At 45.9% G+C, this 23770-nt stretch carries 25 protein-coding genes, 1 rRNA gene and 2 other annotated features; all 26 genes read right to left on the bottom strand.

Features of this window, described 5'->3' with window-relative positions; translation table 11 throughout:
• Positions 1-96: 96 nt before the first annotated feature.
• A complete protein-coding gene (gene rpoB, locus ACRRQV_RS17120; RefSeq protein ID WP_432533191.1) occupies positions 97-3651 on the bottom strand; it encodes a DNA-directed RNA polymerase subunit beta in 3555 nt (1184 codons plus the stop codon).
• A gap of 215 nt (positions 3652-3866) precedes the next feature.
• Positions 3867-4469, bottom strand: a complete 603-nt coding sequence (locus tag ACRRQV_RS17115) for a class I SAM-dependent methyltransferase (protein ID WP_432533188.1) — start codon at positions 4467-4469, stop codon at positions 3867-3869.
• Between the two features lie 122 nt (positions 4470-4591).
• Positions 4592-4951 carry a 50S ribosomal protein L7/L12 gene (gene rplL / locus ACRRQV_RS17110; RefSeq protein WP_432533185.1) on the bottom strand — a complete coding sequence of 120 codons (360 nt, stop codon included), beginning with the start codon at positions 4949-4951 and terminating at the stop codon, positions 4592-4594.
• Positions 4952-5006: 55 nt separating this feature from the next.
• On the bottom strand, positions 5007-5507 hold the full coding sequence (gene rplJ, locus ACRRQV_RS17105; protein WP_432533182.1) for a 50S ribosomal protein L10: 501 nt from the start codon (positions 5505-5507) through the stop codon (positions 5007-5009).
• A gap of 37 nt (positions 5508-5544) precedes the next feature.
• Positions 5545-5696, bottom strand: a sequence feature (ribosomal protein L10 leader region).
• A gap of 46 nt (positions 5697-5742) precedes the next feature.
• The gene (rplA, locus tag ACRRQV_RS17100) at positions 5743-6441 is read right to left on the bottom strand and encodes a 50S ribosomal protein L1 (RefSeq protein ID WP_432533179.1); all 699 of its coding nucleotides are present in this window, start codon (positions 6439-6441) and stop codon (positions 5743-5745) included.
• A gap of 103 nt (positions 6442-6544) precedes the next feature.
• Positions 6545-6970 carry a 50S ribosomal protein L11 gene (gene rplK, locus ACRRQV_RS17095; RefSeq protein WP_052654209.1) on the bottom strand — a complete coding sequence of 142 codons (426 nt, stop codon included), beginning with the start codon at positions 6968-6970 and terminating at the stop codon, positions 6545-6547.
• A 254-nt stretch (positions 6971-7224) separates the two neighbouring features.
• Positions 7225-7758 carry a transcription termination/antitermination protein NusG gene (gene nusG / locus ACRRQV_RS17090; RefSeq protein ID WP_300986718.1) on the bottom strand — a complete coding sequence of 178 codons (534 nt, stop codon included), beginning with the start codon at positions 7756-7758 and terminating at the stop codon, positions 7225-7227.
• A gap of 102 nt (positions 7759-7860) precedes the next feature.
• Positions 7861-8046, bottom strand: a complete 186-nt coding sequence (gene secE, locus ACRRQV_RS17085) for a preprotein translocase subunit SecE (RefSeq protein WP_432533174.1) — start codon at positions 8044-8046, stop codon at positions 7861-7863.
• 59 nt (positions 8047-8105) lie between these two features.
• The gene (rpmG, locus tag ACRRQV_RS17080) at positions 8106-8252 is read right to left on the bottom strand and encodes a 50S ribosomal protein L33 (RefSeq protein WP_432533171.1); all 147 of its coding nucleotides are present in this window, start codon (positions 8250-8252) and stop codon (positions 8106-8108) included.
• Positions 8253-8323: 71 nt separating this feature from the next.
• On the bottom strand, positions 8324-8974 hold the full coding sequence (gene sigH, locus ACRRQV_RS17075) for an RNA polymerase sporulation sigma factor SigH (RefSeq protein WP_432533168.1): 651 nt from the start codon (positions 8972-8974) through the stop codon (positions 8324-8326).
• Positions 8975-9044: 70 nt separating this feature from the next.
• A complete protein-coding gene (locus ACRRQV_RS17070) occupies positions 9045-9554 on the bottom strand; it encodes an NYN domain-containing protein (protein ID WP_432533165.1) in 510 nt (169 codons plus the stop codon).
• A 4-nt stretch (positions 9555-9558) separates the two neighbouring features.
• Positions 9559-10311, bottom strand: coding sequence for a 23S rRNA (guanosine(2251)-2'-O)-methyltransferase RlmB (rlmB, locus tag ACRRQV_RS17065; protein ID WP_432533162.1), 753 nt, complete (start codon positions 10309-10311; stop codon positions 9559-9561).
• Positions 10308-10727: a Mini-ribonuclease 3 gene (locus ACRRQV_RS17060; RefSeq protein WP_432533159.1), complete on the bottom strand. Its 420-nt coding sequence runs from the start codon at positions 10725-10727 to the stop codon at positions 10308-10310. The genes rlmB and ACRRQV_RS17060 overlap by 4 nt, the downstream gene beginning before the upstream one ends.
• Positions 10728-10732: 5 nt before the next feature.
• Positions 10733-12133: a cysteine--tRNA ligase gene (gene cysS, locus ACRRQV_RS17055; protein WP_432533156.1), complete on the bottom strand. Its 1401-nt coding sequence runs from the start codon at positions 12131-12133 to the stop codon at positions 10733-10735.
• Positions 12130-12792, bottom strand: a complete 663-nt coding sequence (gene cysE / locus ACRRQV_RS17050) for a serine O-acetyltransferase (RefSeq protein WP_432533153.1) — start codon at positions 12790-12792, stop codon at positions 12130-12132. Before cysE ends, cysS begins: the two co-directional genes overlap by 4 nt.
• A gap of 52 nt (positions 12793-12844) precedes the next feature.
• Positions 12845-13063 (bottom strand) — a binding site (T-box leader).
• A 43-nt stretch (positions 13064-13106) separates the two neighbouring features.
• Complete coding sequence (gene gltX, locus ACRRQV_RS17045) at positions 13107-14570, bottom strand: glutamate--tRNA ligase (RefSeq protein WP_432533150.1); 1464 nt, start codon at positions 14568-14570, stop codon at positions 13107-13109.
• 56 nt (positions 14571-14626) lie between these two features.
• Entirely contained in the window at positions 14627-15115 is a 489-nt protein-coding gene (ispF, locus tag ACRRQV_RS17040; RefSeq protein WP_432533147.1) for a 2-C-methyl-D-erythritol 2,4-cyclodiphosphate synthase, read from the bottom strand.
• Positions 15112-15807 (bottom strand): 2-C-methyl-D-erythritol 4-phosphate cytidylyltransferase, encoded by a 696-nt coding sequence (gene ispD / locus ACRRQV_RS17035; RefSeq protein WP_432533144.1) that lies wholly within the window; start codon positions 15805-15807, stop codon positions 15112-15114. The genes ispF and ispD overlap by 4 nt, the downstream gene beginning before the upstream one ends.
• 12 nt (positions 15808-15819) lie before the next feature.
• The gene (locus ACRRQV_RS17030; RefSeq protein WP_432533141.1) at positions 15820-16923 is read right to left on the bottom strand and encodes a PIN/TRAM domain-containing protein; all 1104 of its coding nucleotides are present in this window, start codon (positions 16921-16923) and stop codon (positions 15820-15822) included.
• 104 nt (positions 16924-17027) lie between these two features.
• Positions 17028-18404, bottom strand: coding sequence for a DNA repair protein RadA (gene radA, locus ACRRQV_RS17025; protein WP_432533138.1), 1377 nt, complete (start codon positions 18402-18404; stop codon positions 17028-17030).
• A gap of 64 nt (positions 18405-18468) precedes the next feature.
• Positions 18469-20919, bottom strand: a complete 2451-nt coding sequence (clpC, locus tag ACRRQV_RS17020) for an ATP-dependent protease ATP-binding subunit ClpC (protein WP_432533135.1) — start codon at positions 20917-20919, stop codon at positions 18469-18471.
• Positions 20916-22010, bottom strand: a complete 1095-nt coding sequence (locus ACRRQV_RS17015) for a protein arginine kinase (protein WP_432533132.1) — start codon at positions 22008-22010, stop codon at positions 20916-20918. The genes clpC and ACRRQV_RS17015 overlap by 4 nt, the downstream gene beginning before the upstream one ends.
• A complete protein-coding gene (locus ACRRQV_RS17010; protein ID WP_432533129.1) occupies positions 22000-22536 on the bottom strand; it encodes a UvrB/UvrC motif-containing protein in 537 nt (178 codons plus the stop codon). Before ACRRQV_RS17010 ends, ACRRQV_RS17015 begins: the two co-directional genes overlap by 11 nt.
• Positions 22537-22547: 11 nt before the next feature.
• Entirely contained in the window at positions 22548-23018 is a 471-nt protein-coding gene (locus ACRRQV_RS17005) for a CtsR family transcriptional regulator (protein WP_432533126.1), read from the bottom strand.
• Positions 23019-23174: 156 nt separating this feature from the next.
• The gene (locus tag ACRRQV_RS17000) at positions 23175-23420 is read right to left on the bottom strand and encodes a hypothetical protein (protein WP_432533123.1); all 246 of its coding nucleotides are present in this window, start codon (positions 23418-23420) and stop codon (positions 23175-23177) included.
• 242 nt (positions 23421-23662) lie between these two features.
• Positions 23663-23770: ribosomal RNA gene (rrf, locus tag ACRRQV_RS16995) — 5S ribosomal RNA — on the bottom strand; the annotation flags it as partial.

Raw genomic sequence — 23770 nt, 5'->3', positions numbered from 1 at the left:
TCCCTTTTGTCTCGAGTTTCTGTACGGCTCTTCCTCGTTTATGACCCAATGAATGGATCCGAACGGCTGTTGTCAACCGTTCGGTTCCTCTAAAAATTAATCGATTGTTCCAACAGGAGCTTCTTTGTCCGCGATTGGCAAAATGTTCAACGAATCGGCTGGTTGAAGATCTTCTTCTTCATCCAAATCACGCAATTCAATTTCTTCATCATCAATCGTCAACATCTTAACATCCATACCTAAACTTTGAAGTTCTTTGATCAATACTTTAAATGATTCCGGCACACTAGGTTCCGGTACACTTTCGCCTTTGACAATCGCTTCATACGTCTTCACGCGTCCGACGACATCATCCGATTTAACCGTTAAGATTTCTTGAAGTGTATGAGCGGCACCATATGCTTCAAGTGCCCATACTTCCATTTCACCAAAGCGCTGTCCACCAAATTGAGCTTTACCGCCAAGAGGCTGTTGAGTAACCAATGAATAAGGACCCGTTGAACGAGCATGCAGCTTATCGTCAACCATGTGCGCAAGTTTGATCATGTACATGATTCCTACCGACACGCGGTTATCAAATGCTTCACCAGAACGTCCGTCATAAAGAACGGTTTTCCCGTCGCGAGACATCCCCGCTTCTTCCATTGTTTCCCAAACATCTTCTTCATTGGCGCCATCAAATACAGACGAAGCCATATGAATGCCAAGTGAACGGGCAGCCATGCCTAAGTGTAATTCCAAAACTTGCCCGATATTCATCCGTGATGGTACACCAAGCGGGTTAAGCATGATATCAACCGGAGTTCCATCCGGCATAAACGGCATATCTTCTTCTGGTAGAATGCGCGAAATAACACCTTTGTTACCGTGGCGGCCGGCCATTTTATCGCCGACTTGGATTTTACGTTTTTGAACGATATAAGCGCGCACCAATTGGTTTACACCAGGCGGCAGCTCATCGCCGTCTTCACGGTTGAAAATTTTCACATCAAGCACGATACCGCCGGCGCCGTGAGGCACTCGTAGTGAAGTATCGCGGACTTCACGTGCTTTTTCACCGAAAATAGCATGCAATAGACGTTCTTCCGCTGTCAGTTCCGTAACCCCTTTAGGAGTAACTTTACCAACTAGGATGTCACCATCTTTCACTTCTGCTCCGACCCGGATAATTCCGCGGTCGTCCAAGTTGCGAAGCGCATCTTCACCGACATTCGGGATGTCGCGTGTAATTTCTTCTGGCCCAAGTTTTGTATCGCGCGAGTCTGATTCATATTCTTCGATATGGACAGATGTATAAACATCGTCTTTAACCAAACGTTCACTCATGATGATCGCATCTTCATAGTTGAAGCCGTCCCAAGTCATGAACGCAACCAATACGTTACGGCCTAGCGCCATTTCGCCGCGTTCCATTGAAGGTCCATCTGCTAAAATATCGCGTTTTGACACACGGTCGCCAACTTTTACAATTGGGCGTTGGTTATAGCTGGTTCCTTGGTTAGAACGGACAAATTTTTGCAATCTATATGTGGTCACATCGCCTTTGACTTCTTGGCCGTCGATTTCTTCAATGCGGCGAACCTTGATTTCTTTAGCTTCTACTGATTCCACGATTCCTTCAAATTTAGCGATTACCGCTGCACCTGAATCGCGCGCTGCAAGATGCTCCATTCCTGTACCTACGAAAGGCGCTTCAGGATTTAACAACGGAACAGCTTGACGCTGCATGTTCGCACCCATCAATGCCCGGTTGGAGTCATCGTTTTCAAGGAACGGAATACACGCTGTCGCTACTGATACAACTTGCTTAGGAGAAACGTCCATATAGTCAATGCTGCCGCGTTTATAAACGGTGTTTTCCCCGCGGAAACGTGCAACAACTTCCTCTTCAACAAATGAACCATCTGGATTCAATTTCGAGTTGGCTTGAGCGACTACATAGTTGTCTTCTTCATCAGCAGTTAAATAATCGATGTGCTCTGTTACAATGCCGGTTTCAGGATCCACGCGACGATACGGTGTTTCAATAAAACCGAATTTATTCACTTTCGCAAAAGTGGAAAGTGTGTTGATCAAACCGATGTTCGGGCCCTCAGGCGTTTCAATCGGACACATGCGGCCATAGTGGGAATAGTGAACGTCACGCACTTCAAATCCTGCGCGCTCACGCGTCAAACCACCGGGTCCAAGCGCCGATAGACGGCGTTTATGCGTCAATTCAGCCAATGGATTTGTTTGGTCCATAAACTGAGAAAGCTGCGAACTGCCGAAAAACTCTTTAATCGATGCAATAACCGGACGGATATTGATCAATTGCTGCGGCACGATTGCTTGTGTGTCGTTGATCGACATACGCTCACGCACTACGCGTTCCATACGGGATAGTCCGATGCGGAATTGGTTTTGCAAAAGCTCCCCTACTGAACGAAGGCGGCGGTTACCAAGATGATCGATATCATCCGTGTTTCCAACACCGTAAAGCAGGTTAAAGAAGTAACTAATAGATGCAATGATGTCAGCTGGCGTTACATGTTTGATCTTGTCTTCCACATAAGCGTTGCTGATGACAGTGATTTCTTTTTGGTTTTCATCATTTGGAGCAAAGATTTTAACCGATTGCAGTGTAACTTCATCTTCTAGAACGCCGTTTACCGGATTCACTGTGTGGAAACCAACTCCACTTTCCAAATTCGGGATCAAACGGTCCAAGACGCGGCGATCGATCAACGTGCCAGCTTCCACCAAAATCTCGCCTGTTTCAGGGTCAACCAAAGTTTCAGCGATGGTTTGATTGAATAGACGGTTTTTAATATGAAGTTTTTTGTTCATTTTATAGCGGCCGACATTTGCTAAATCATAGCGTTTTGGGTCGAAGAAACGCGAGTACAACAAGCTTTTTGCGCTTTCAACTGTTGGCGGCTCGCCCGGGCGCAAGCGCTCGTAAATTTCCAGAAGCGCTTTTTCAGTGCTTTCTGTGTTGTCTTTTTCAAGTGTGTTTTGAAGGAATTCGTTATCACCAAGCAAATCGATGATTTCTTGATCGGATCCAAAACCAAGAGCCCGCAAAAGAACAGTTACAGGCAATTTACGCGTGCGATCAATTCTGACATACACGACGTCTTTAGCGTCTGTTTCATATTCAAGCCATGCTCCACGGTTCGGAATGACTGTAGCGCCAAACCCTTTTTTACCGTTCTTGTCTGTTTTGTCATGGAAATAAACACTTGGCGAACGGACCAATTGAGAAACGATAACGCGTTCCGCACCATTGATCACAAAAGTTCCGGTTTCCGTCATTAGCGGGAAATCTCCCATAAAGACGTCTTGTTCCTTTACTTCGTCCGTTTCTTTGTTATGAAGACGCACTTTCACGCGAAGCGGAGCCGCGTAAGTTACATCTCGTTCCTTCGACTCATCGACTGGATATTTTGGTTCTGCGAGACTGTAATCAACAAACTCGAGCGAGAGATTTCCTGTGAAATCCTCAATCGGCGAGATATCCCGGAACATTTCACGCAGCCCTTCTTCAAGGAACCACTCATAAGACGATGATTGAATTTCAATCAAGTTCGGAAGATCCAGTACTTCACTGATTCTCGAAAAACTTCTGCGTTGACGATGCTGACCGTACTGAACTAGTTGACCTGCCAACTTATTCACCCCTCAATAAAACGATTATAGGTCTTTGCGATTTCCACTAAATAGTGTATGATATCGAAAAGACAAAAAGAAAACGAGACTAAAGTTAGCTCATTTTCGGTTAACACGTGATTCATACTGCCGCTATGCCATGCCCGAAAAAGGGCAAACGACCTCAAAATAATAAATTTTGCATTTTATTATAATATCATAGCCGTTTTGTCAAGTCAAACTTTTCTGGCCTGAAAAATAAAGTAACCCTTTTTCTTGTCAGCTACCCGCACTTCCCCGAAAAGTTTTTCCAATTTCTCCTGAGTTGAAGGAGCCCCTTGCTTTTTCTGAATCACTACCCACATCGATCCACCTGCAGCCAATTTTTCATAAGCCTCTTCGTAAAAACGAAAAACGGTGTCTTTCCCTGCTCGAATCGGAGGATTGGTAACGATGGCCGAAAAATTCATGGTTCCTACAGACGCCAGTCCATCGCTTTCATAAACCAGGACGTTTTGAATGCCGTTTTTTTCTGCATTTTTTTTTGCCAATTCAATTGCGCGTGTATTTACATCCACCATATGGACTTCTTTTTGAGGAAATGCTTTTGCGATCGCCATTCCGATCGGTCCATAACCACATCCAACATCCAATACAGGCCCATCTATTTCTGCATCTTCATAAGCTTCAATCAAAAGACGCGATCCAAAATCCACTTCACTTTTGCTGAAAACGCCTGTGTCTGTTTGGAAATGGAACTTCTCGCCTCGCAACGTATAAGACCACTCTCGAGGATTGCTTGTTGTTTGAGGATTTTTGGAATAGTAATGTTGCGACATATGAAGGCCCCCTTACATTAATCCATTTTGACCATGATGGTTTTCCTAAATGAATTTAAAAAGAACAAAAAGCCCGTCGGTAAATTACTGACGAGCTTTTCTGCCTTTTATCAATTCTGGAATTACTTAACTTCTACTCCAGCGCCAACTTCTTCAAGTTTGCCTTTGATTTCTTCTGCTTCTTCTTTAGTAACGCCATCTTTAAGTGATTTAGGAGCTTCGTCAACTAGACCTTTTGCTTCTTTCAAGCCAAGACCAGTGATTTCGCGTACCACTTTGATTACTTTGATTTTTTGATCTCCAGCAGATGTCAAGATTACTTCGAATTCTGTTTGCTCTTCAGCAACAGCACCGCCAGCAGCAGCTGCAGCAACTGGAGCAGCAGCAGTTACGCCGAACTCTTCTTCGATTGCTTTTACTAGGTCGTTAAGTTGAAGAACTGTCATTTCTTTGATTGCGTCCAAGATTTGTTCTTGTGTCATTATAATTTCCTCCTATGATAGGTGATTTTTTTGTAAAGCTTAGGCGATTAACTGATTAAGCGCCTTGTTCTTCTTTCGAATCTGCAACTGCTTTTGTAATAGCAGCAAAGTTGCGGACTGGAGCTTGAAGTACGCTGAGTAGCATAGAAAGCAAGCCTTCGCGTGACGGAAGTTCTGCCAACGCTTTTACTTGGTCTGCTGATGCAATCGTGCCTTCGATAATACCCGCTTTAATTTCAAGCGCTTCGTTCTTTTTAGCGAAATCGTTGATGATTCTCGCTGGCGCTACTACATCTTCGTTTGAAAATGCAATTGCGTTTGGACCTACAAAGTGTTCGTTGATCGCTTCAAGTCCATGCATTTCTGTCGCACGGCGAGTCATTGAGTTTTTGTATACTTTAAACTCAACGCCTGCTTCACGAAGCTGTTTGCGAAGTTCTGTAAGTTGTGCAACATTCAATCCGCGGTAATCAACAACTACAACCGAAGCTGCAGAACCGAATTTATCGGCGATCGTTTGTACAACAACTTTTTTCGTTTCAACTGCTTTGCTCATTTTGGCACCTCCTGTAGATTTGTTCACTTATACCGCCTTAAGAATAAGAAAAGCCTCTGTGTCTGCTAGCAGACACAGAGGCATAAAGTCAGCATCAAAAGATGTTACCTGAATTTATCATGTCCTCGGCAGGGATAAGATTTAAGCGGCTAGCGCCCCTGCTGTCTGCGGTACAAATGGGTATTTCACAACTCCGCTATTGTAGCAAAGAAGAAAATGGATGTCAATAGTGAAATTATTTAGCGATTACAGTGTTAGTGTCCACTTTTACAGCCGGACCCATTGTAGTTGTAACGTTCAATGATTTCATGTAAGTTCCTTTAGCTGCCGATGGCTTCGCTTTTTGAACTACATCGAAAATTGCCGCTAAGTTTTCAGCCAGTTTGCTGTCATCGAAAGAAACTTTTCCGATTGGCGCGTGGATGATACCTGTTTTGTCAGCGCGGTATTCTACTTTACCAGCTTTGATTTCTTGAACAGCTTTAGTTACATCAAATGTAACTGTGCCTGTTTTCGGGTTCGGCATTAAGCCTTTTGGCCCTAAAACGCGTCCAAGTTTACCAACTTCACCCATCATGTCAGGAGTTGCTACGATCACGTCGAAGTCAAACCATCCTTGTTGGATTTTTTGGATGTATTCAGCATCGCCGACAAAGTCAGCGCCCGCAGCTTCAGCTTCTTTAAGTTTTTCGCCTTTAGCGAAAACCAATACGCTTTGAGTTTTACCAGTACCGTTTGGAAGCACTACTGCTCCACGGATTTGCTGGTCGTTCTTACGTGTATCGATTCCAAGACGGAAAGCCACTTCTACTGTTGCGTCAAAGTTAACTGTGCTAGCTTTTTTCGCAAGTTCGATCGCTTCTGTAGCGTTGTAAAGTTTTGTACGGTCGATAAGTTTTGCTGCTTCTTGCAGCTTTTTGCCTGATTTAGCCATTATAAACGTCCTCCTTGTTGTGGTCTAACGGTATTAACCTCCCACGATTAAAGGCTGCGCGGCTCGTTATGAACTGCGCAACCCATCCAAAAACAACTACTAATTAGTCTTCGATTGTAATGCCCATGCTGCGAGCAGTACCTTCAACCATCAACATTGCAGCTTCAACTGAAGCAGCATTTAGATCTGGCATTTTAGTTTCTGCGATTTCGCGAACTTGATCGCGTTTCACAGTCGCTACTTTATTGCGGTTTGGTTCACCTGAACCTGACTCAATACCAGCTGCCTTTTTCAAAAGAACAGCAGCGGGTGGAGTTTTCGTAATGAATGTAAATGAACGGTCTTCAAATACCGAAATCTCAACCGGAATAATAAGTCCTGCTTGTTCTGCAGTACGTGCGTTGAACTCTTTACAAAAGCCCATGATGTTAACACCTGCTTGACCCAATGCTGGACCAACTGGTGGCGCTGGGTTTGCTTTTGCTGCAGGAATCTGCAATTTTACAACTTTAATAACTTTTTTAGCCACGAAACACACCTCCTTAAGTCCGTGATGTGGTAATAGGGTTTCCCCTCCCACTCAAATATCAGTCTATCAACCTTATTGATAGAATTAGTTAAAATGTACAGATGGTACTCTGACAGTCTGACCTATGAAATAATACCACTGATGAAACAGAATAGCAAGCGGTTTTTATCCTTCTTCTAAAATGGAAGATCAAGTTCCCGATCAGGTCAACTTTACTCTGCAGAAATAAAGCTCCCGCCGAGCAAATTTTGTCGTTATACTTTTTGAACTTGCTCGAAATCCAATTCCATTTTCGTTTCCCGGCCAAAGATGTCGATCGACACTTTGACTTTGCCTTTTGTTTCGTCGATTTCTTCCACTTTCCCTTGGAAGTTCGCAAACGGCCCTTCCATAACCTCTACCGTGTCGCTGACAGCAAAATCGATGTCGAGCTTGCGCCCAGCCATGCCCATTTGCTTCAAAATAAACTCAACTTCCTCATCCAATAGCGGAGTCGGTTTGGCGCCGCCGCCTGATGAACCGATAAAGCCGGTAACGCCTGGAGTGTTGCGCACTACATACCAAGATTCATCGGTCATGATCAATTCGACCAAGACATATCCTGGGAAGGTTTTGCGCATGACTGTGCGTTTTTTGCCGTCTTTAAAATCCGTTTCCTGTTCTTCAGGAATGATGACGCGGAAGATAAGATCTTCCATACCCATTGTTTCAACACGTTTTTCCAGGTTTGCTTTCACTTTGTTCTCGTATCCGGAATACGTGTGGACTACATACCAATTTTTTTCCATAATCGAGCGGACTAAGCGTCCATCCCTCCTTTTTTCCAAATGAAAAAACCCGTTCGTTTAGAATGACGGGCTATTTTTTATGCGTTATTCTTGTTGACGGCATTAAAGAGCTAAGAACCAGCGGACCAATTCCGAAATGCCTGTATCGATCAATGCGAAAAAGAGTGCCATAAAAATACATGTTGATAGAACAACGATCGTGTAACGTGTCAATTCTTTGCGTTTTGGCCAGCTGACTTTTCTCATTTCTGATAGAACGTTACTGAAGAAACCACCAATGTTACCCATTGTTTAAAAAACCTCCGAATTTCAAAATCACTCTATATCGTCCGGCATTCAAGTAAAATTCATATCGTCTGTTTATGCACGGTATGCTCATTGCAGCGAGCACAGAATTTTTTGAGTTCCAAACGGGTGCTAGGATCCGCTTTCGCAGGAACCGTATAATTGCGGGATGCACATTTCGAGCAGCTTAAAACGATTTTTTTAGCCATTTTCCTCACCCTATTCGAGTTTGCAGCTTTTTCAAGGTTATCACCTTCAAACTAAGCTGTCAATAACCCCCTCAAGAGGTTCCGCTCTCATTGGTTTGCAGGTGCCGCTCCAATTTCCGCTTGACCCGCTGCAGCGCATTGTCAATGGATTTGACATGGCGGCCCAATTTTCCGGATATTTCCAGGTAAGACTGGCCATCTAAATACAAGGTTAATACTTCGCGTTCAAAATCACTCAGGACTTCTCCCATTTTTTCTTCCATATACAGAAACTCTTCATTATTGATCATCAATTCTTCCGGGTCATCCACTCCATTGCCGGTCAACACGTCCATTAACGTGCGGTCCGATTCCTCGTCGTAAATCGGCTTGTCGAGCGAGACGTACGAATTTAACGGAATGTGCTTTTGTCTGGTGGCCGTTTTAATGGCCGTGATGATTTGCCGGATGATGCACAATTCGGCAAATGCCCGAAAAGAAGAGAGCTTATCGCTTTTAAAATCACGGATGGCTTTGTACAAACCGATCATGCCTTCTTGGATGATGTCTTCTTTATCGGCGCCAATCAAGAAATACGAACGGGCTTTCATGCGAACAAAATGCCGAAACTTCGTGATTAAAAAATCCAAGGCTTCAGTGTTTCCGCTGTGGACCAGTTGGACAAGTTCTTCATCTGTCATTTCCGTAAAACGTTGGGGTTGAACTTGCTCATGATTTCCCACGGGTATCCCTCCGGTTGCGCGAGCCTCTTAAACATCAGTATACAGGATGAAAATTTTAAGCGTCAACCGTTCATTTCTTCCCTCGCCGCCATTTTTCGAAAATTTCTTCAATTTCTTCGGTTAAAGGGATTTTTGATGATGCTCGCTGCTCTTGAATTTCCTTCACGCGTTTGGTGATTTTCTTCTGAATATCTTCCATTTCAATCTCCAGTTCGCGCGCTGAAATGCGAAGTGCGCCTTTTGCAAAAATAACCGATTGTTCCGTTGAATCAGAAGTTGCAACATAGATTTGGTCGCGGCGCGTCTTTAAACTGGTTGCCAGCTTTTCAATCCGCTCATCCGCTGTTTCACTTTCACGCGTATAAATGATTTCCACGTCATGATGCTTGTTTTTTGCTTCGATTCCCGGGACCAGGTGCGCATCAAACACAATGATGACGCGCCAGCCCTTATAACTCCGATACTCCGCCATCCGTTCGATCAAACGGTCTCTCGCATCCGCTAATTTATCCTTCTTCAATTCTTTTAGCTCCAGCCAATCACCAATGATGTTGTAGCCATCAACCAGCAGAATGTCCATGGCATCAACCGAGCGGATTGCGTTTTCTATAAACTTCGTACATCAACAAACTAGCAGCTACTGAAGCGTTAAGCGAAGTAACGTGGCCGACCATCGGCAATTGGTAAAGAAAATCGCATTTATCCCGCAGCACGCGGCTCATGCCTTTTCCTTCACTGCCAATAATAATGGCAAGCGGCAAAGCGGCGTCCATCTGCCGATAATCCACCGACTCTTTAGCATCGGTTCCCGCAATCCACACACCGCGTTTTTTTAATTCGTCCAAAGTTTGGGATAAATTTGTCACCCGGACAACCGGAATGTGTTCAATCGCTCCTGTTGAAGACTTTGCGACTACTGCCGTCAAACCGACTGCCCGGCGCTTCGGAATAATCAACCCGTGGGCGCCGATGGCATCCGCGGTTCTCATGATCGATCCAAGGTTATGCGGGTCTTCCAGTTCATCCAAAATCAAAAAGAACGGATCTTCCGAACGAGATGCCGCCCGTTCAAACAAATCATTCAATTCGGCGTAATTATAAGCAGCGACCGCTGCCGCAATTCCTTGGTGGTTCGAGTCGGTCAAACCATCGATTTTTTTCTTCGGCACAAATTGCACGAGCACGCCTCGGTCTTTCGCCAATTGCAAAAGTTCCGCAATGCCTTTTTTCTGGACGCCTTCTGCAATCCAGATTTTATTGATATCCCGTTCGGCCCTCAGCGCTTCAAGCACTGGGTTTTTGCCGCCAATGATTTCCGGTGTCAGTTCCTCAGTCATTTGATCACTCCTTTCAGTTCTTCGACAATATTAATGGCATAGGACACGATTTGGTCCAGCCGCTCTTGCTGTTCTTTTAAATACAGCCAGCCGAGCACCGCTTCGAACGCCGTACTGAAATTGTACGTTTGGACATCGGTGTTTTTCGGCACCGATCCTGATTTCGCGTTGCGGCCTCTTCTCATGATGGCCAGTTCTTCTTCGGTTAAAAATCCTTCTTCCGTCAGCCGCTTCAGCACCATCGCTTGCGCTTTCGCAGAAACGAACGTGGTGGATTGGCGGTGCAATAAATTCGGTTTGACATGGCCCGAGCGCAGCAAGTGCTCACGGACTGCCCGTTCGTATACCGCATCTCCCATATAGGCGAGGGCCAGCGCATTCAGCTGGTCAACGTCCCGGTTTCGTAAAACGTTCACCTTGCTTACCCCCTCTTCCAACGCGTGCCTTGTGCGGTGTCTTCCAAAATGATGTTTTTCTCTTTGAATAAATCACGGATTTCGTCCGCTCTCGCAAAGTCCCGGTTTTTGCGCGCTTCGATGCGTTCTTCAAGCAAAGCTTCCACTTCGGCATCCAGCAGTTCTTCGTCTTGTTTGAACGGCACGCCCAAAATGCTCACCAGTTCATCAAACGTTTGAATAAATGCTTGCAGCACTTCAGCCGACGTTTGCTTTTCGAGCAAATACGTATTCGACAAGCGTGAAAGGTCAAACACTTTTGAAATGCCGTTTGCTGTATTGAAATCGTCGTCCATCGTTTCAATAAATTCATTTTTGATGCCATCGATTTTCGCAAGCCAAATATCCGAATGGTCGCCAAGATCGGCAGATGTTTCCAAGCGGTGCTTCAAATTCGTATAGGCTGTCCGCAAACGCTCCAAGCCTGCCGCTGCGTCTTCCACCAAGCTCCGCGAATAGTTAATCGGATGACGGTAATGAACCGACAGCATGAAGAACCGCAGCACTTGAGGATCGAGCTCTTTTAAAATGTCGTTGACCAACACAAAGTTGTTTAACGACTTCGACATTTTTTCGTTATCAATATTTATATACCCATTATGCATCCAATAGCGCGCAAAAGTTTTGCCTGTCATCGCTTCGGATTGCGCAATTTCGTTTTCGTGATGAGGGAACGTCAAATCCTGCCCGCCGGCGTGGATATCAATTGTGTCGCCCAAATGCTCGCGCGCCATGACCGAGCATTCGATATGCCAGCCCGGACGCCCTTTGCCCCATGGGCTTTCCCAGAAAATCTCGCCCGGTTTTGCCGCTTTCCACAAGGCAAAGTCCAGCTCGTCTTCTTTTTTGTCGCCGGTTTCAATGCGTGCGCCAATTTTCAATTCATCGACCGATTGGTGTGACAATTTGCCGTAGCCTTCAAACTTGCGCGTCCGGTAGTAGACGTCTCCTTGCGATTCATAGGCAAAGCCTTTTTCGACCAATGCCTCGATAAAGTCGATGATTTGCGGCATATGGTCCATTACCCGCGGATGGACATCCGCTTCTTCGCAGCCAAGCGCTTTCGTATCTTCAAAATACGCTTGGATAAACCGCTCGGCAATTTGTGGCACTTCTTCACCGAGTTCATTTGCCGCTTTGATCAATTTATCGTCCACATCCGTAAAATTCGACACAAACGTTACGTCATAGCCGCGGTATTCAAAATAGCGGCGCACTGTATCATAGACGATGACCGGACGGGCATTGCCGATATGAATGTAGTTGTAAACGGTCGGACCGCACACATACATTTTGATTTTTCCTTCTTCTAATGGTACAAATGGTTCTTTTTGGCGTGATAGCGAATTAAACACTTGAATGCTCATGGCCGATTCCCTTCTTCCTGTTTCACTTTTTTCAATCTATCAATTTCCCGTTGCAAGTCAGCTAGCTTTAATTCCATTGCTTCCACTTTATCCATCATCGGATCCGGCATGTCTTGGTGGTTCAAATCCGGCTTCACTCGGACCCCGTTTTGAATGACCACTTTTCCTGGAATTCCAACCACTGTCGAGTTGGCCGGCACGTTTTTCAAAACCACCGATCCCGCACCAACTTTGGAATTGGCGCCGACCGTAATCGACCCTAATACTTTCGCTCCGGTCGCAACCAAAACATTGTCTTCAAGCGTCGGATGGCGTTTGCCTTTTTCTTTGCCGGTGCCGCCAAGCGTGACGCCTTGGTACAACGTGACGTTGTTGCCGATTTCACACGTCTCTCCGATGACTACTCCCATGCCGTGGTCAATAAAAAACCGGCGGCCGATCACTGCTCCCGGATGAATCTCGATGCCGGTAAAAAAGCGGCTGATTTGCGAAATGACCCGTGCTATAAAGAACAGGTTTTTCTTAAAAAAGAAATGCGCCAGGCGGTGCGCCCAAATGGCATGCAATCCGGAATATGTCAATACGACTTCGATATAGCTGCGCGCTGCCGGGTCTTGTTCAAAAATGACGTCGACGTCATCCTTTAGAAATTTCCACACACTTTCCAACTCCTTTCTGCTGCAAAATAAAAAGCGCCCCTGTCACGTTAATGACAGAGACGCATAGTTGCGCGGTTCCACTCTGATTAAAAGGCGTAGTGCTCCCTTTTCTCTCGAACGCCTTTAACGCAGGCAATACGTCTGGTCTACTTGATTCGACTCAGCACTCAGAGAGGCATTTCCATTCAGCAGCGGCCCGGATCCTTTTCAGCCGGTGAAGATCCTCTCTTTGGAGCTTGCTGGATGTACTTCTTCTCGTCAACGATTTCGTAATGGTAAATTTTATTCTACACGTTTCATTTTATAAGTCAATCTTACGCCTTCGCGAATCCCGCTACACGTGCAATCGTCTTTTCTTTCCCTAACAAGGCAATTGAATCCGGCAGTTCCGGTCCGTGTGTTTGGCCCGTTGTCACGACACGTATCGGCATGAACAAGTTCTTGCCTTTATGTCCCGTCGCTTTTTGGACAGCTTTGATGGCAGCTTTAATGGCAGCCGGCTCAAAAGCTTCAAGCGCTTCAAGCTGCTCTTTAAACGAAGCCATCACTTCCGGCACTTGTTCGCCTGCAAGCACTTCTTGCTCCGCTTCGCCGTAAGCAAGGTCATCGGCAAAGAACAAATCAGACAGCTCGGTGATTTCCGCACCGAAGCTCATTTGGTCGTGGTACAAAGCGATCAATTTTTCCGCCCATACAGCTTGTTCTTCGGTCAAAGTTTCCGGCAATTTCCCTGCTTGTTGCAAATGAGGAAGCGCCAGTTCTACCACTTCGTCCAGTGGCATTTGCTTGATGTATTGATTGTTCATCCACGTCAATTTTTGCTTATCGAACATCGACGGCGATTTCGACAGGCGATTGACGTCAAAAATACGGATCAATTCTTCTTTCGAGAAGATCTCCTCTTCCCCTTCCGGCGACCAGCCTAACAGCGCAAAGAAATTGAATAGCGCTTCCGGAATATAGCCCAGGTCTTTGTATTGGGAGATGAATTGAAGAATCGATTCATCTCGTTTTGATAATTTTTTGCGGTCTTCGTTAATAATCAGCGTCATGTGGCCATAAGTAGGATAGCTCCAGCCAAATGCATCAAAGACCATTTGCTGTTTCGGGGTGTTCGACAAATGCTCTTCCCCGCGGAATACGTGGGAAATTTCCATCAGGTGGTCATCGATGACAACAGCAAAGTTGTACGTCGGAATGCCGTTTGTTTTCACCAATACCCAGTCGCCGACATCTTTTGATTCAAATGAAACCGGACCGCGCACCAAGTCTTCAAACTTGTACGTTACGTCAGCCGGCACTTTCATGCGGATTGTATACGGCATGCCAGCCGCTTCTTTTTCCGCAACTTCTTCAGCCGTCAAATTGCGGCACGTTCCGCTGTATTGAGGAGCGGCGATACCCGATGCTTTTTGCGCATCGCGTTCCGCTTCTAATTTCTCCGGCGTGCAGAAACATTTATAAGCCGAGCCTTGCTCCAGCATTTCCTGCGCATAGCCGCTGTAAATGTCTAAACGCTCCATTTGGCGGTACGGGCCGTAATCGCCGCCGATATCAACAGATTCATCATACTCGATGCCAAGCCACTTCAAGTTGTTGAGCTGCGACAATTCGCCGGCTTCAATATTGCGTTCAATGTCTGTGTCTTCGATCCGGACGATAAATTTCCCGTTGTTGTGGCGGGCGAATAAATAATTAAATAGCGCTGTTCGGGCTCCGCCGATATGTAAATGTCCAGTCGGGCTCGGCGCATAGCGTACGCGTACTTCTTGTGTCATATCATTTCCTCCTAGTAAATACCGTTATCCTTTTGCTATTCTATCACTCTCGCCCGTCAAGCGGAAGCGGACGATTTCACCAATAAAATTACAGCAAGCGCAGCAATGCCTTCTTCGCGTCCCGTAAACCCTAGTTTTTCCGAAGTGGTCGCTTTAACGTTTACTTGCGACACATCCGCTTCTAAAAGTCCTGCGATCGATTCGCGCATTTGTTCAATGTAAGAAGCAAGTTTCGGCTTTTGCGCAATCACGGTGCAATCCACATTGCCAAGTTCATAGCCCGCTTCTTTGACAATTTGCCAAATATGCGTCAGCAGTTTTTTCGAGTCTGCATCTTTGAATTCCGGATCGGTATCCGGAAAATGCTTGCCGATGTCCCCTCCGCCAATCGCGCCAAGCGCCGCATCGGTGATAGTATGAAGCAACACATCCGCATCCGAATGCCCAAGCAGTCCCCGGTCATGCGGAATCTCAATGCCGCCTAAAATAAACGGCCGCCCTTCCACTAATTCATGCACATCGTATCCTTGTCCAATTCGCATCATTGCTGTTCCTCCTGTTTCCGGCTTTCCAAAATGGCTTGGCCATAAATCAAGTCGTCCGGTGTGGTCATTTTTACATTCTCATACGTGCTCTCGACAATTTGGACGGGGTGATTCAAACGCTCCACGAGCATTGCCTCGTCAGTGCCAAGAAACCCGTCTTCTTTTGCTTTTCTTGCTGCATTCAAAATCAATTCGTACTGAAACGCTTGCGGGGTTTGGATCATCCACAATTGTTCGCGGTCGACTGTTTCGGAAATAACGCCATGAGCCGCTTTTTTGATGGTGTCTTTTACCGGCACTCCAGCAATCGCTGCCCCGTCCGTTTTAGCTGTTTGCACAAGGCGCGCTATTACGCTGCGGGCAATAAATGGCCTCGCGGCGTCATGTACGAGCACAACGTCGCAAGGCGGAATGGCTTCAAGACAAGCTCTCACACTGTCTTGCCGCTCGATTCCGCCTTCTGCATAGCCTTGGACTTTCGTAATGCCGTGCTTCTTAACATAGCCTTCGATCACCGGGCGTTCCTCTGATTTCACGGCGAGCCAAATGGCCTCGCAATTCGGATCTCTCTGGAACACTTCAAGGGTATGAAGAAAAATCGGCTTATCAAAAAGCTCCAATAACAGTTTGTTTTTATTCGCTTTCATCCGTTTCCCGCTTCCTGCAGCAGGCAAGACGACTGTATAGTTCATGTGCGACATCCTTTATCCATTCATTGTGGCCGGGCGCCCGTCTCTCGGCTTGGCGAAAATCATCCGCCCTGCCGAAGTCTGCAAGACGCTCGTGACCGTAACATCGATAGCTTGGCCAATATACCCTTTGCCGTCTTCAATGACAATCATCGTGCCGTCATCCAAATAAGCGACTCCTTGGTTTTGCTCTTTGCCGTCTTTGATAACCACGACATGCATATCTTCTCCTGGAATCACGACCGGCTTTACTGCATTCGCCAAATCGTTGATGTTCAATACGGGCACATTATGCAGTTCACAGACTTTATTCAAATTGAAATCGTTCGTTACGACTTGGCCGCCCATTTTCTTCGCGGCGCGCATCAGCTTCAAATCCACTTCGCTGACTTCATCAAAACTTTCTTCGGTGATCATGATCGCCCCTTCGCGTTCGCTTTGCAGGCGTTTTAAAATATCCAAGCCACGGCGTCCGCGCGTGCGCTTTAACGTATCGGAAGAGTCTGCAATATGCTGCAGCTCCGACAACACGAATTGTGGAACGACAAATGTCCCTTCCATGAAGCCGGTCGCTGAAATATCGGCAATGCGGCCATCAATGATGACGCTTGTATCAAGCAGCTTGTATGCGACTTTTAGCGCCGGTTCTTCCACTTCGACTTCGGCTTTTTTCGAAGCACCCAACCGCGGCGGCGTCAGCATGGCAATCATTTCTTCCCGCTTCTGGAACCCGACTTGGAAACCTAAATAACCGAGCACCACGGACAACACAATTGGAGCTGCCGTTGCAACGAGCGGAATGTCGATCGTGCTGAGTGCAAAACCGATCAAAAATGCCACCACTAGTCCCAAAATCATTCCCACCGTACCGAACAACAAATCGGGAGTCGGGGCATGAAGCAATTTTTCTTCCATCCACTTCATAAACTTGATGATTGAATCCGTAAACAATAGCGACAAGAAGAAGAAAATAACGGCTCCTACTAAAGCTTCCACTATCGCATTATTGACCCAAGGGCTGTCAAGAAAAGGAATGAGTTCAAAAACATAAGGCAAAAATATAATTCCGACAGTAGCACCAATCAGCAAAAATAAAATCTGGATAATTCTCCTTAACATGTAGTCCACCTCCTTTATTTTAATTATACACGGTTTATACAAGAAACGCTTTGATGACCCTTATTGGAGCCTGAACAATAGAAAAAGGAGGCACAATCGCCTCCTTACTGTGGAAAAATTTCTTTTAAGGCGTCGTTAACACTTTCGACGCCGACTACTCGAATGCCTTCTGGATAATCCCAACCGCCTAAATTAGATGCAGGCACGATCACTCGCTTAAAGCCAAGTTTCGCCGCTTCTTGGACGCGCTGCTCAATTCGGGAAACACGGCGGATTTCGCCGGTCAGCCCCACTTCGCCGATGATGCAGTCGTATACATTCGGCGCTTTATCACGGAAACTCGAGACAATGCTCGCAAGCACTGCCAAATCAATCGCTGGCTCGTCCAGCTTTACGCCGCCAGCCACTTTGATGTAGGCATCTTGCGCTTGCAGCATCATGCCGACGCGTTTTTCCAGTACCGCCATTAACAGCGACACCCGGTTTTGGTCAATTCCCGTCGCCATCCGCTTTGGATAGTTAAAGCTTGATGGCGTCACAAGCGCTTGGATTTCGACAAGTATCGGGCGTGTGCCTTCCATCGATGCCACTACCGTTGAACCGGCCGCACCGCTCGAACGCTCCTGCAAGAAAAGTTCCGATGGATTCAGCACTTCTTTCAAACCGCTTTGCAGCATTTCAAAAATGGCAATTTCATTGGTCGAACCGAAGCGATTTTTAACGCTGCGCAAAATCCGGTACGTATGGTGGCGTTCGCCTTCAAAATACAACACCGTATCTACCATATGCTCCAAAATCCGCGGCCCGGCAATTTGCCCTTCTTTCGTTACGTGCCCTACGAGGAAAATCGCGATATTTTTCGTTTTTGCAATGCGCATAAGTTCCGCTGTGCTTTCGCGTACTTGCGTGACGCTCCCCGGAGCCGATGTCACTTCCGGATGATGAACCGTTTGGATCGAGTCGATGATGACAAAATCCGGCGCCACTTCTTCAATCGTATGGTGAATCAATTCCAGGTTCGTTTCTGCATAAATGTACAGTTCAGAAGAAGATGCGTCCAACCGCTCCGCACGCAGTTTGGTTTGCCGGATCGATTCCTCTCCTGAAATATACAAGACCCTGCTGCCGCTATTGGCAAGCATCGCCGACACTTGCAGCAACAGCGTCGATTTCCCGATTCCCGGATCTCCTCCGATTAAGACGAGCGAACCCGGTACAATACCGCCGCCAAGCACGCGGTTTAATTCGCCCAGTTCTGTTTCCACACGCGGTTCGTCCTGCGTTTCAATGGAGTTGATCGGCGTCGCTTTTTGCGCAACCGATGCCGAATGCTGGAAAGCCCCGCGCGGCCCTTTTGGAGCTGCCACTTCCACTTCTTCCACCATTGTATTCCAGCCGCCGCATCCCGGGCATTTCCCCATCCACTTAGCCGATTCATAACCGCATGACTGGCACATGAATTTCGTTTTCTTTTTAGCCATAGGTACCTCCTCATTTCAATAAAAAAACCGCTCGCCGAATCTCCGGCGAGCGGAACGCCCTCACTTACTTTTTCTGCAATTCTACAGCAGCTTGGCCAGTGCGGACAATAAATTCTCCATCTTCTACATCAAACACAATGTGCTGGCCAGCGAGTGCTGTACCTTTCAACAATTCTTCAGACAAGCGGTCTTCCACGTGTTTTTGAAGAGCTCGGCGTAGAGGGCGTGCTCCGTATTCCGGATCATAGCCTTCATTTGCCACTTTTTCAAGCGCCGCTTCTGTCAATTCCAAATCAATGTCCTGCTCTTTCAAGCGATCAGTCAATTGTTTCGTCATCAACGTCACAATTTCGCGCAAGTTTTCTCTTTCAAGTGAATGGAAGACGATCATATCGTCAATCCGGTTTAAGAATTCCGGACGGAACGCTTTTTTCAACTCGCCAAGCATTTTGTCTTTCATGTCTTTGTAGTCGGTCTTCGCATCTTCCAAATTGAAGCCAACGTATTTATTGTATTTCAATTCTTCTGCCCCGACGTTTGAAGTCATGATGATGACCGTATTGCGGAAATCGACGCGGCGTCCTTTGGAATCCGTCAAGCGGCCGTCTTCAAGTACTTGCAAAAGAATGTTGAAAACATCCGGATGTGCTTTTTCAATTTCGTCAAGAAGTACAACAGAATATGGTTTTCTGCGGACTTTCTCTGTTAACTGCCCGCCTTCTTCGTAACCTACATACCCTGGAGGGGAACCAACTAGGCGTGAAGTCGAATGTCTTTCCATGTACTCAGACATATCGATGCGGATCATTGCATCTTCATCGCCGAACATTGATTCAGCAAGGGCACGGGCCAATTCCGTTTTCCCGACACCAGTTGGTCCAAGGAAAATGAATGAACCAATTGGGCGTTTTGGATCTTTCAATCCAGCGCGCGCACGGCGTATCGCTTTGGATATCGACGTTACCGCTTCGTTTTGTCCGATAACACGGCCATGCAAAATTTGTTCTAAGTTCAGCAATTTATCCGTTTCTGTCTGAGCCAGTTTCGAAACAGGAATTCCTGTCCACATTGACACAACTTTCGCAATGTCTTCCACTGTCACTTCAGATTCTTCTTTGCCTTGCTTTTCTTTCCATTCTTTTTTCGTTTTATCCAATTGATCTTTTAATTTTTGCTCAACGTCGCGAAGAGAAGCCGCTTTTTCAAACTCTTGGCTTTGCACCGCTTCGTTTTTCTCGTGGCGAGCTGCTTCAAGTTTCGCTTCCAACTCTTTCAAATCAGGCGGAGTTGTGTACGACCGAAGTCTTACTTTTGAACCCGCTTCGTCAATCAAGTCAATCGCTTTATCCGGCAAGAACCGGTCAGAAATGTAACGGTCAGACATTTTCGCTGCCGCGTCAATCGCTTCATCGGTAATTTTTACCCGGTGATGCGCTTCGTAGCGATCGCGTAAGCCTTTAATAATCAAAATCGACTCTTCAACAGTCGGCTCATCTACTTGGATCGGTTGGAAACGGCGTTCAAGAGCTGCATCTTTTTCAATGTATTTGCGGTACTCATCTAATGTAGTAGCACCGATACATTGCAATTCACCGCGGGCTAATGAAGGTTTCAAGATGTTTGATGCATCAATCGCCCCTTCAGCCCCGCCAGCTCCGATCAATGTATGAAGCTCATCGATAAAGAGAATGATGTTGCCTGCTTGGCGAATTTCATCCATCACTTTTTTCAAGCGATCTTCAAATTCACCGCGGTATTTCGTACCCGCAACAACCGTACCCATATCAAGCACCATAACGCGTTTGTCGCGCAATGTTTCGGGTACTTCATTGTTAATGATTTGCTGGGCCAATCCTTCAGCGATCGCTGTTTTACCGACACCAGGCTCACCGATCAAGACCGGGTTGTTTTTCGTTCTGCGGCTCAATACTTCAATCACACGAGTGATTTCGTCGCTGCGGCCAATAACTGGGTCTAAGCTGCCTTCACGGGCAACTTGAGTCAAGTCGCGCGCCAAGCCGTCTAGTGTTGGTGTATTGGCTGAAGCATTTGGATTGCTGCCTGTAGAAGCTTGTTCGTTGCTTCCTAGAAGCTGCAGCACTTGCTGGCGGGCTTTATTCAAGCTAACGCCGGCATTGCCCAGCACACGTGCTGCTACGCCTTCACCTTCGCGGATCAGTGCAAGCAATAAATGCTCGGTGCCAATATACGAATGGCCCAACTTACGTGATTCGTCTACAGACAATTCAATGACTTTTTTCGCTCTTGGCGTATAGTGGACAATCGGCCCAACGTTTTTCTCGCCGACGCCGACAAGTTCTTTTACGCCTTCTTCGATCAACTGAGTATTCACTTCAATGGCTTCAAGAGCTTTTGCGGCAATCCCGCCGCCTTCACGGATCAGGCCGAGCAAAATATGCTCAGTGCCGATAGACTCGTGTTTCATGCGAATAGCCTCTTCTTGAGCTAACTGAAGAACTTTTTGTGCGCGTTGTGTAAATCGATTAAACATCATACGAAATCCTCTCCTTCATCATTTGAGCTTTCCTTCTTATTTAAACGTTCACGAAATAATTGTGCTCGAGCATAGTCTCGTTCTTTTGGCTGCAGGGGCTTGTTGGAATACTGCTGCAGAAAAGCCGGCTGCATAAAAATCATCAATTCATTCAATATGGACATGTCCATACCTTTGATCATTTTTAAATCAATACCCAAACGAACGTCCGACAAACACGTCGCTGCTTCTTCTGTTGTTAAAAGCCGGGAATGAGTAAGTGTACCAAGCGACCGGTAAATGCGGTCTTCGAGCATAACGGGTGAATTTTCCAAGATGGCTTCGCGGGCTCTGCGTTCCTGCTGAATAATTTGTTCCGTCATATTTTCCAATTCCTGGAGAATCTCGTATTCCGACTTTCCAAGCGTCAATTGATTGGAAATCTGGTAAACATTTCCCAACGCTTCGCTGCCTTCTCCATAACTCCCTCTCACAACCATGCCGAGCCGTGATATAGCGGGAATAATGCGGTTGATTTGATGCGACATCGTCAATGCCGGCAAATGCAGCATCACCGACGCCCGCATGCCCGTTCCTGTATTTGTCGGGCAGCTGGTTAAATAGCCAAATTTCTCATGAAATGCATAAGACAAATGCTTCTCTAACAGCTTATCCAGCTGATTAGCCATTTGATAAGCTTCTTGCAAATGAAAGCCCGATTGCAAACTTTGAATCCGCAAATGGTCTTCTTCATTTATCATAATGCTCAATTCTTCATTAGTTGAAATCAAAACAGAACCGGAATGCTGGACTTGAGCCAAATAAGGGCTGATCAAGTGCTTTTCAACTAATACTTGGCGTTCCAGTTGCGGCGTCTCTTGTATGTCGATATGAGTAAAGTCGCTACCCAACTCTTGGCCCTTATCTAGTAAAACCGCTGAAATGGCTTTATCTACTTTTAATGCCTCATCTTCTGAAAAAGCGTAAGGAAATTGATAATCGCTTAAATTTCGGGCTAAGCGAATCCGGGTACTCATCGCAATATCGACATTTCCACCATCATTCGCCATCCAGCTGCTTGCCCTTGGCTGGAGAAAACGATCAATCGCCACCAGAAACACCTCCTTCAAGCTGCAAGTTTAATACTTTGATTTCGTCTCGCAAACTAGCAGCTTGTTCGAAGTCCTCTTCATCTATGGATGACTTCATTTGCTTGCGCAATTCTTCTATTTCTTTTTTAATTTTTAATGTATTGCCATAAGAAGCCGGGATTTTTCCGGTATGTTCTGTATTTCCGTTATGGAGTCTTTTGAAAATCTCATCGAGCTGCGGCTCAAAAGCTTCATAACAAGACGCACAACCGAATTTTCCAAGCTTCAAAAATTTTGAGAAGGTAAATCCGCAAGATGGGCAAACCGCCACTTCTTTGCGAATCGGACTAACCGATGTTTGCTTTTGAGTCGGAAACCAATTAGACAATAATTGATGAATAGCCAACGGGTCCTGTTCAAAAGCAATGTTAATGCTTTGATTTCCAGCTGCACAGACGTGGCATAAATGCCGCTCTATCGTTTGTCCTTGTTGAGTTTGTTTGACTATTACAGAAGCAGGACGTTCTCCACATTGATCACAAATCATCTTATCACCTCTTATGTGTTCGACTGAAATTTTACTGAGAAAAGCATGGCCACAAGAATTCGTGCCCTTACTTCGTCTCGAAGAGGCAAAGGCAAAAGCAACGTTGAACGGTCAACTGCACTTAACATCAACTTTGCCTCGCGCTTAGAAACAATTTCTTCATCCAGCAGGCGGAACACAATGTCTTCTGCCATGCCTTGTGTGGCTCCATGCTCTAAGCGGTCGATGATTTCTGTTAATACATCTGACTTTTTGTGAAGCCGTATCCGTCTGATCCGGATATATCCTCCGCCGCCTCGTTTGCTTTCTACCAAGTACCCTCGGTCAGCGGTGAACCTTGTATTAATGACATAATTTATTTGAGAAGGCACACACTGAAATTTTTCGGCAACTTCACTGCGTTTAATTTCAATATGGTCTCTCTCGCTTAATTCGATGACTTGCTTTAAATACCCTTCAATCACATCTGAAATATTCCGCATCGCCTTCACCTCTTCGATACATAATACGTCAAAAGTTGACTTTGACTATATTTGACTTAATTATACAACATGTATTTTAGAGATTTCAAATAGTATGTTTCGATAAAGGTGAATCAAAAAAACTCGAGATGGGATATCTCGAGGCAATCGACTATTTTATTCCTCTTCCAACATGCGTTTCATAAAATCTTTTGCATGGCTGGATATGGATTTTGTTTCTTCTTCTCTGTATTTCGTTTTCCAATTCGTACCTTCTCGCCAGACTTCTACTACATCCCCTTCACTTGCATTGTGGGTAAAATCTGCCACCGGAAATGTATATTGCTCGTTTTGCTGGTCTATCGAAGTCAACAAAGCCGTTCTTTTATCAATGGTCTCTACTTTATACAAACCTGCCTTCATTGTCCTCACCTCTTCTTTGCTTTTCCCTTAATAAATAAATTTCAATCATCAGAAAACAAGTGTGATCAAAAAACTTCTAGCATTTTTTCACACCTTTATTTTTATACAAGCCATTTTATCGAGCGATAAATGAATTTTCTGCTGTTAAGCAGGGGCTTCTAAACGTGCCGTGTTTATAGATTTTTCCTGCTAAACGCAAAGAAGCCGCTACCGGGAACCGGTAACGGCTTTTTTGACTGGTTGCCCAGCGACGTCCTACTCTCACAGGGGGAAACCCCCAACTACCATCGGCGCAAAAGAGCTTAACTGCCGTGTTCGGGATGGGAACGGGTGTGGCCTCTTTGCCATCA

This window comes from Planococcus sp. YIM B11945 (assembly GCF_050864155.1).
Taxonomy (GTDB): domain Bacteria; phylum Bacillota; class Bacilli; order Bacillales_A; family Planococcaceae; genus Planococcus.
This window is presented reverse-complemented; position numbering and strand designations above follow the sequence as displayed.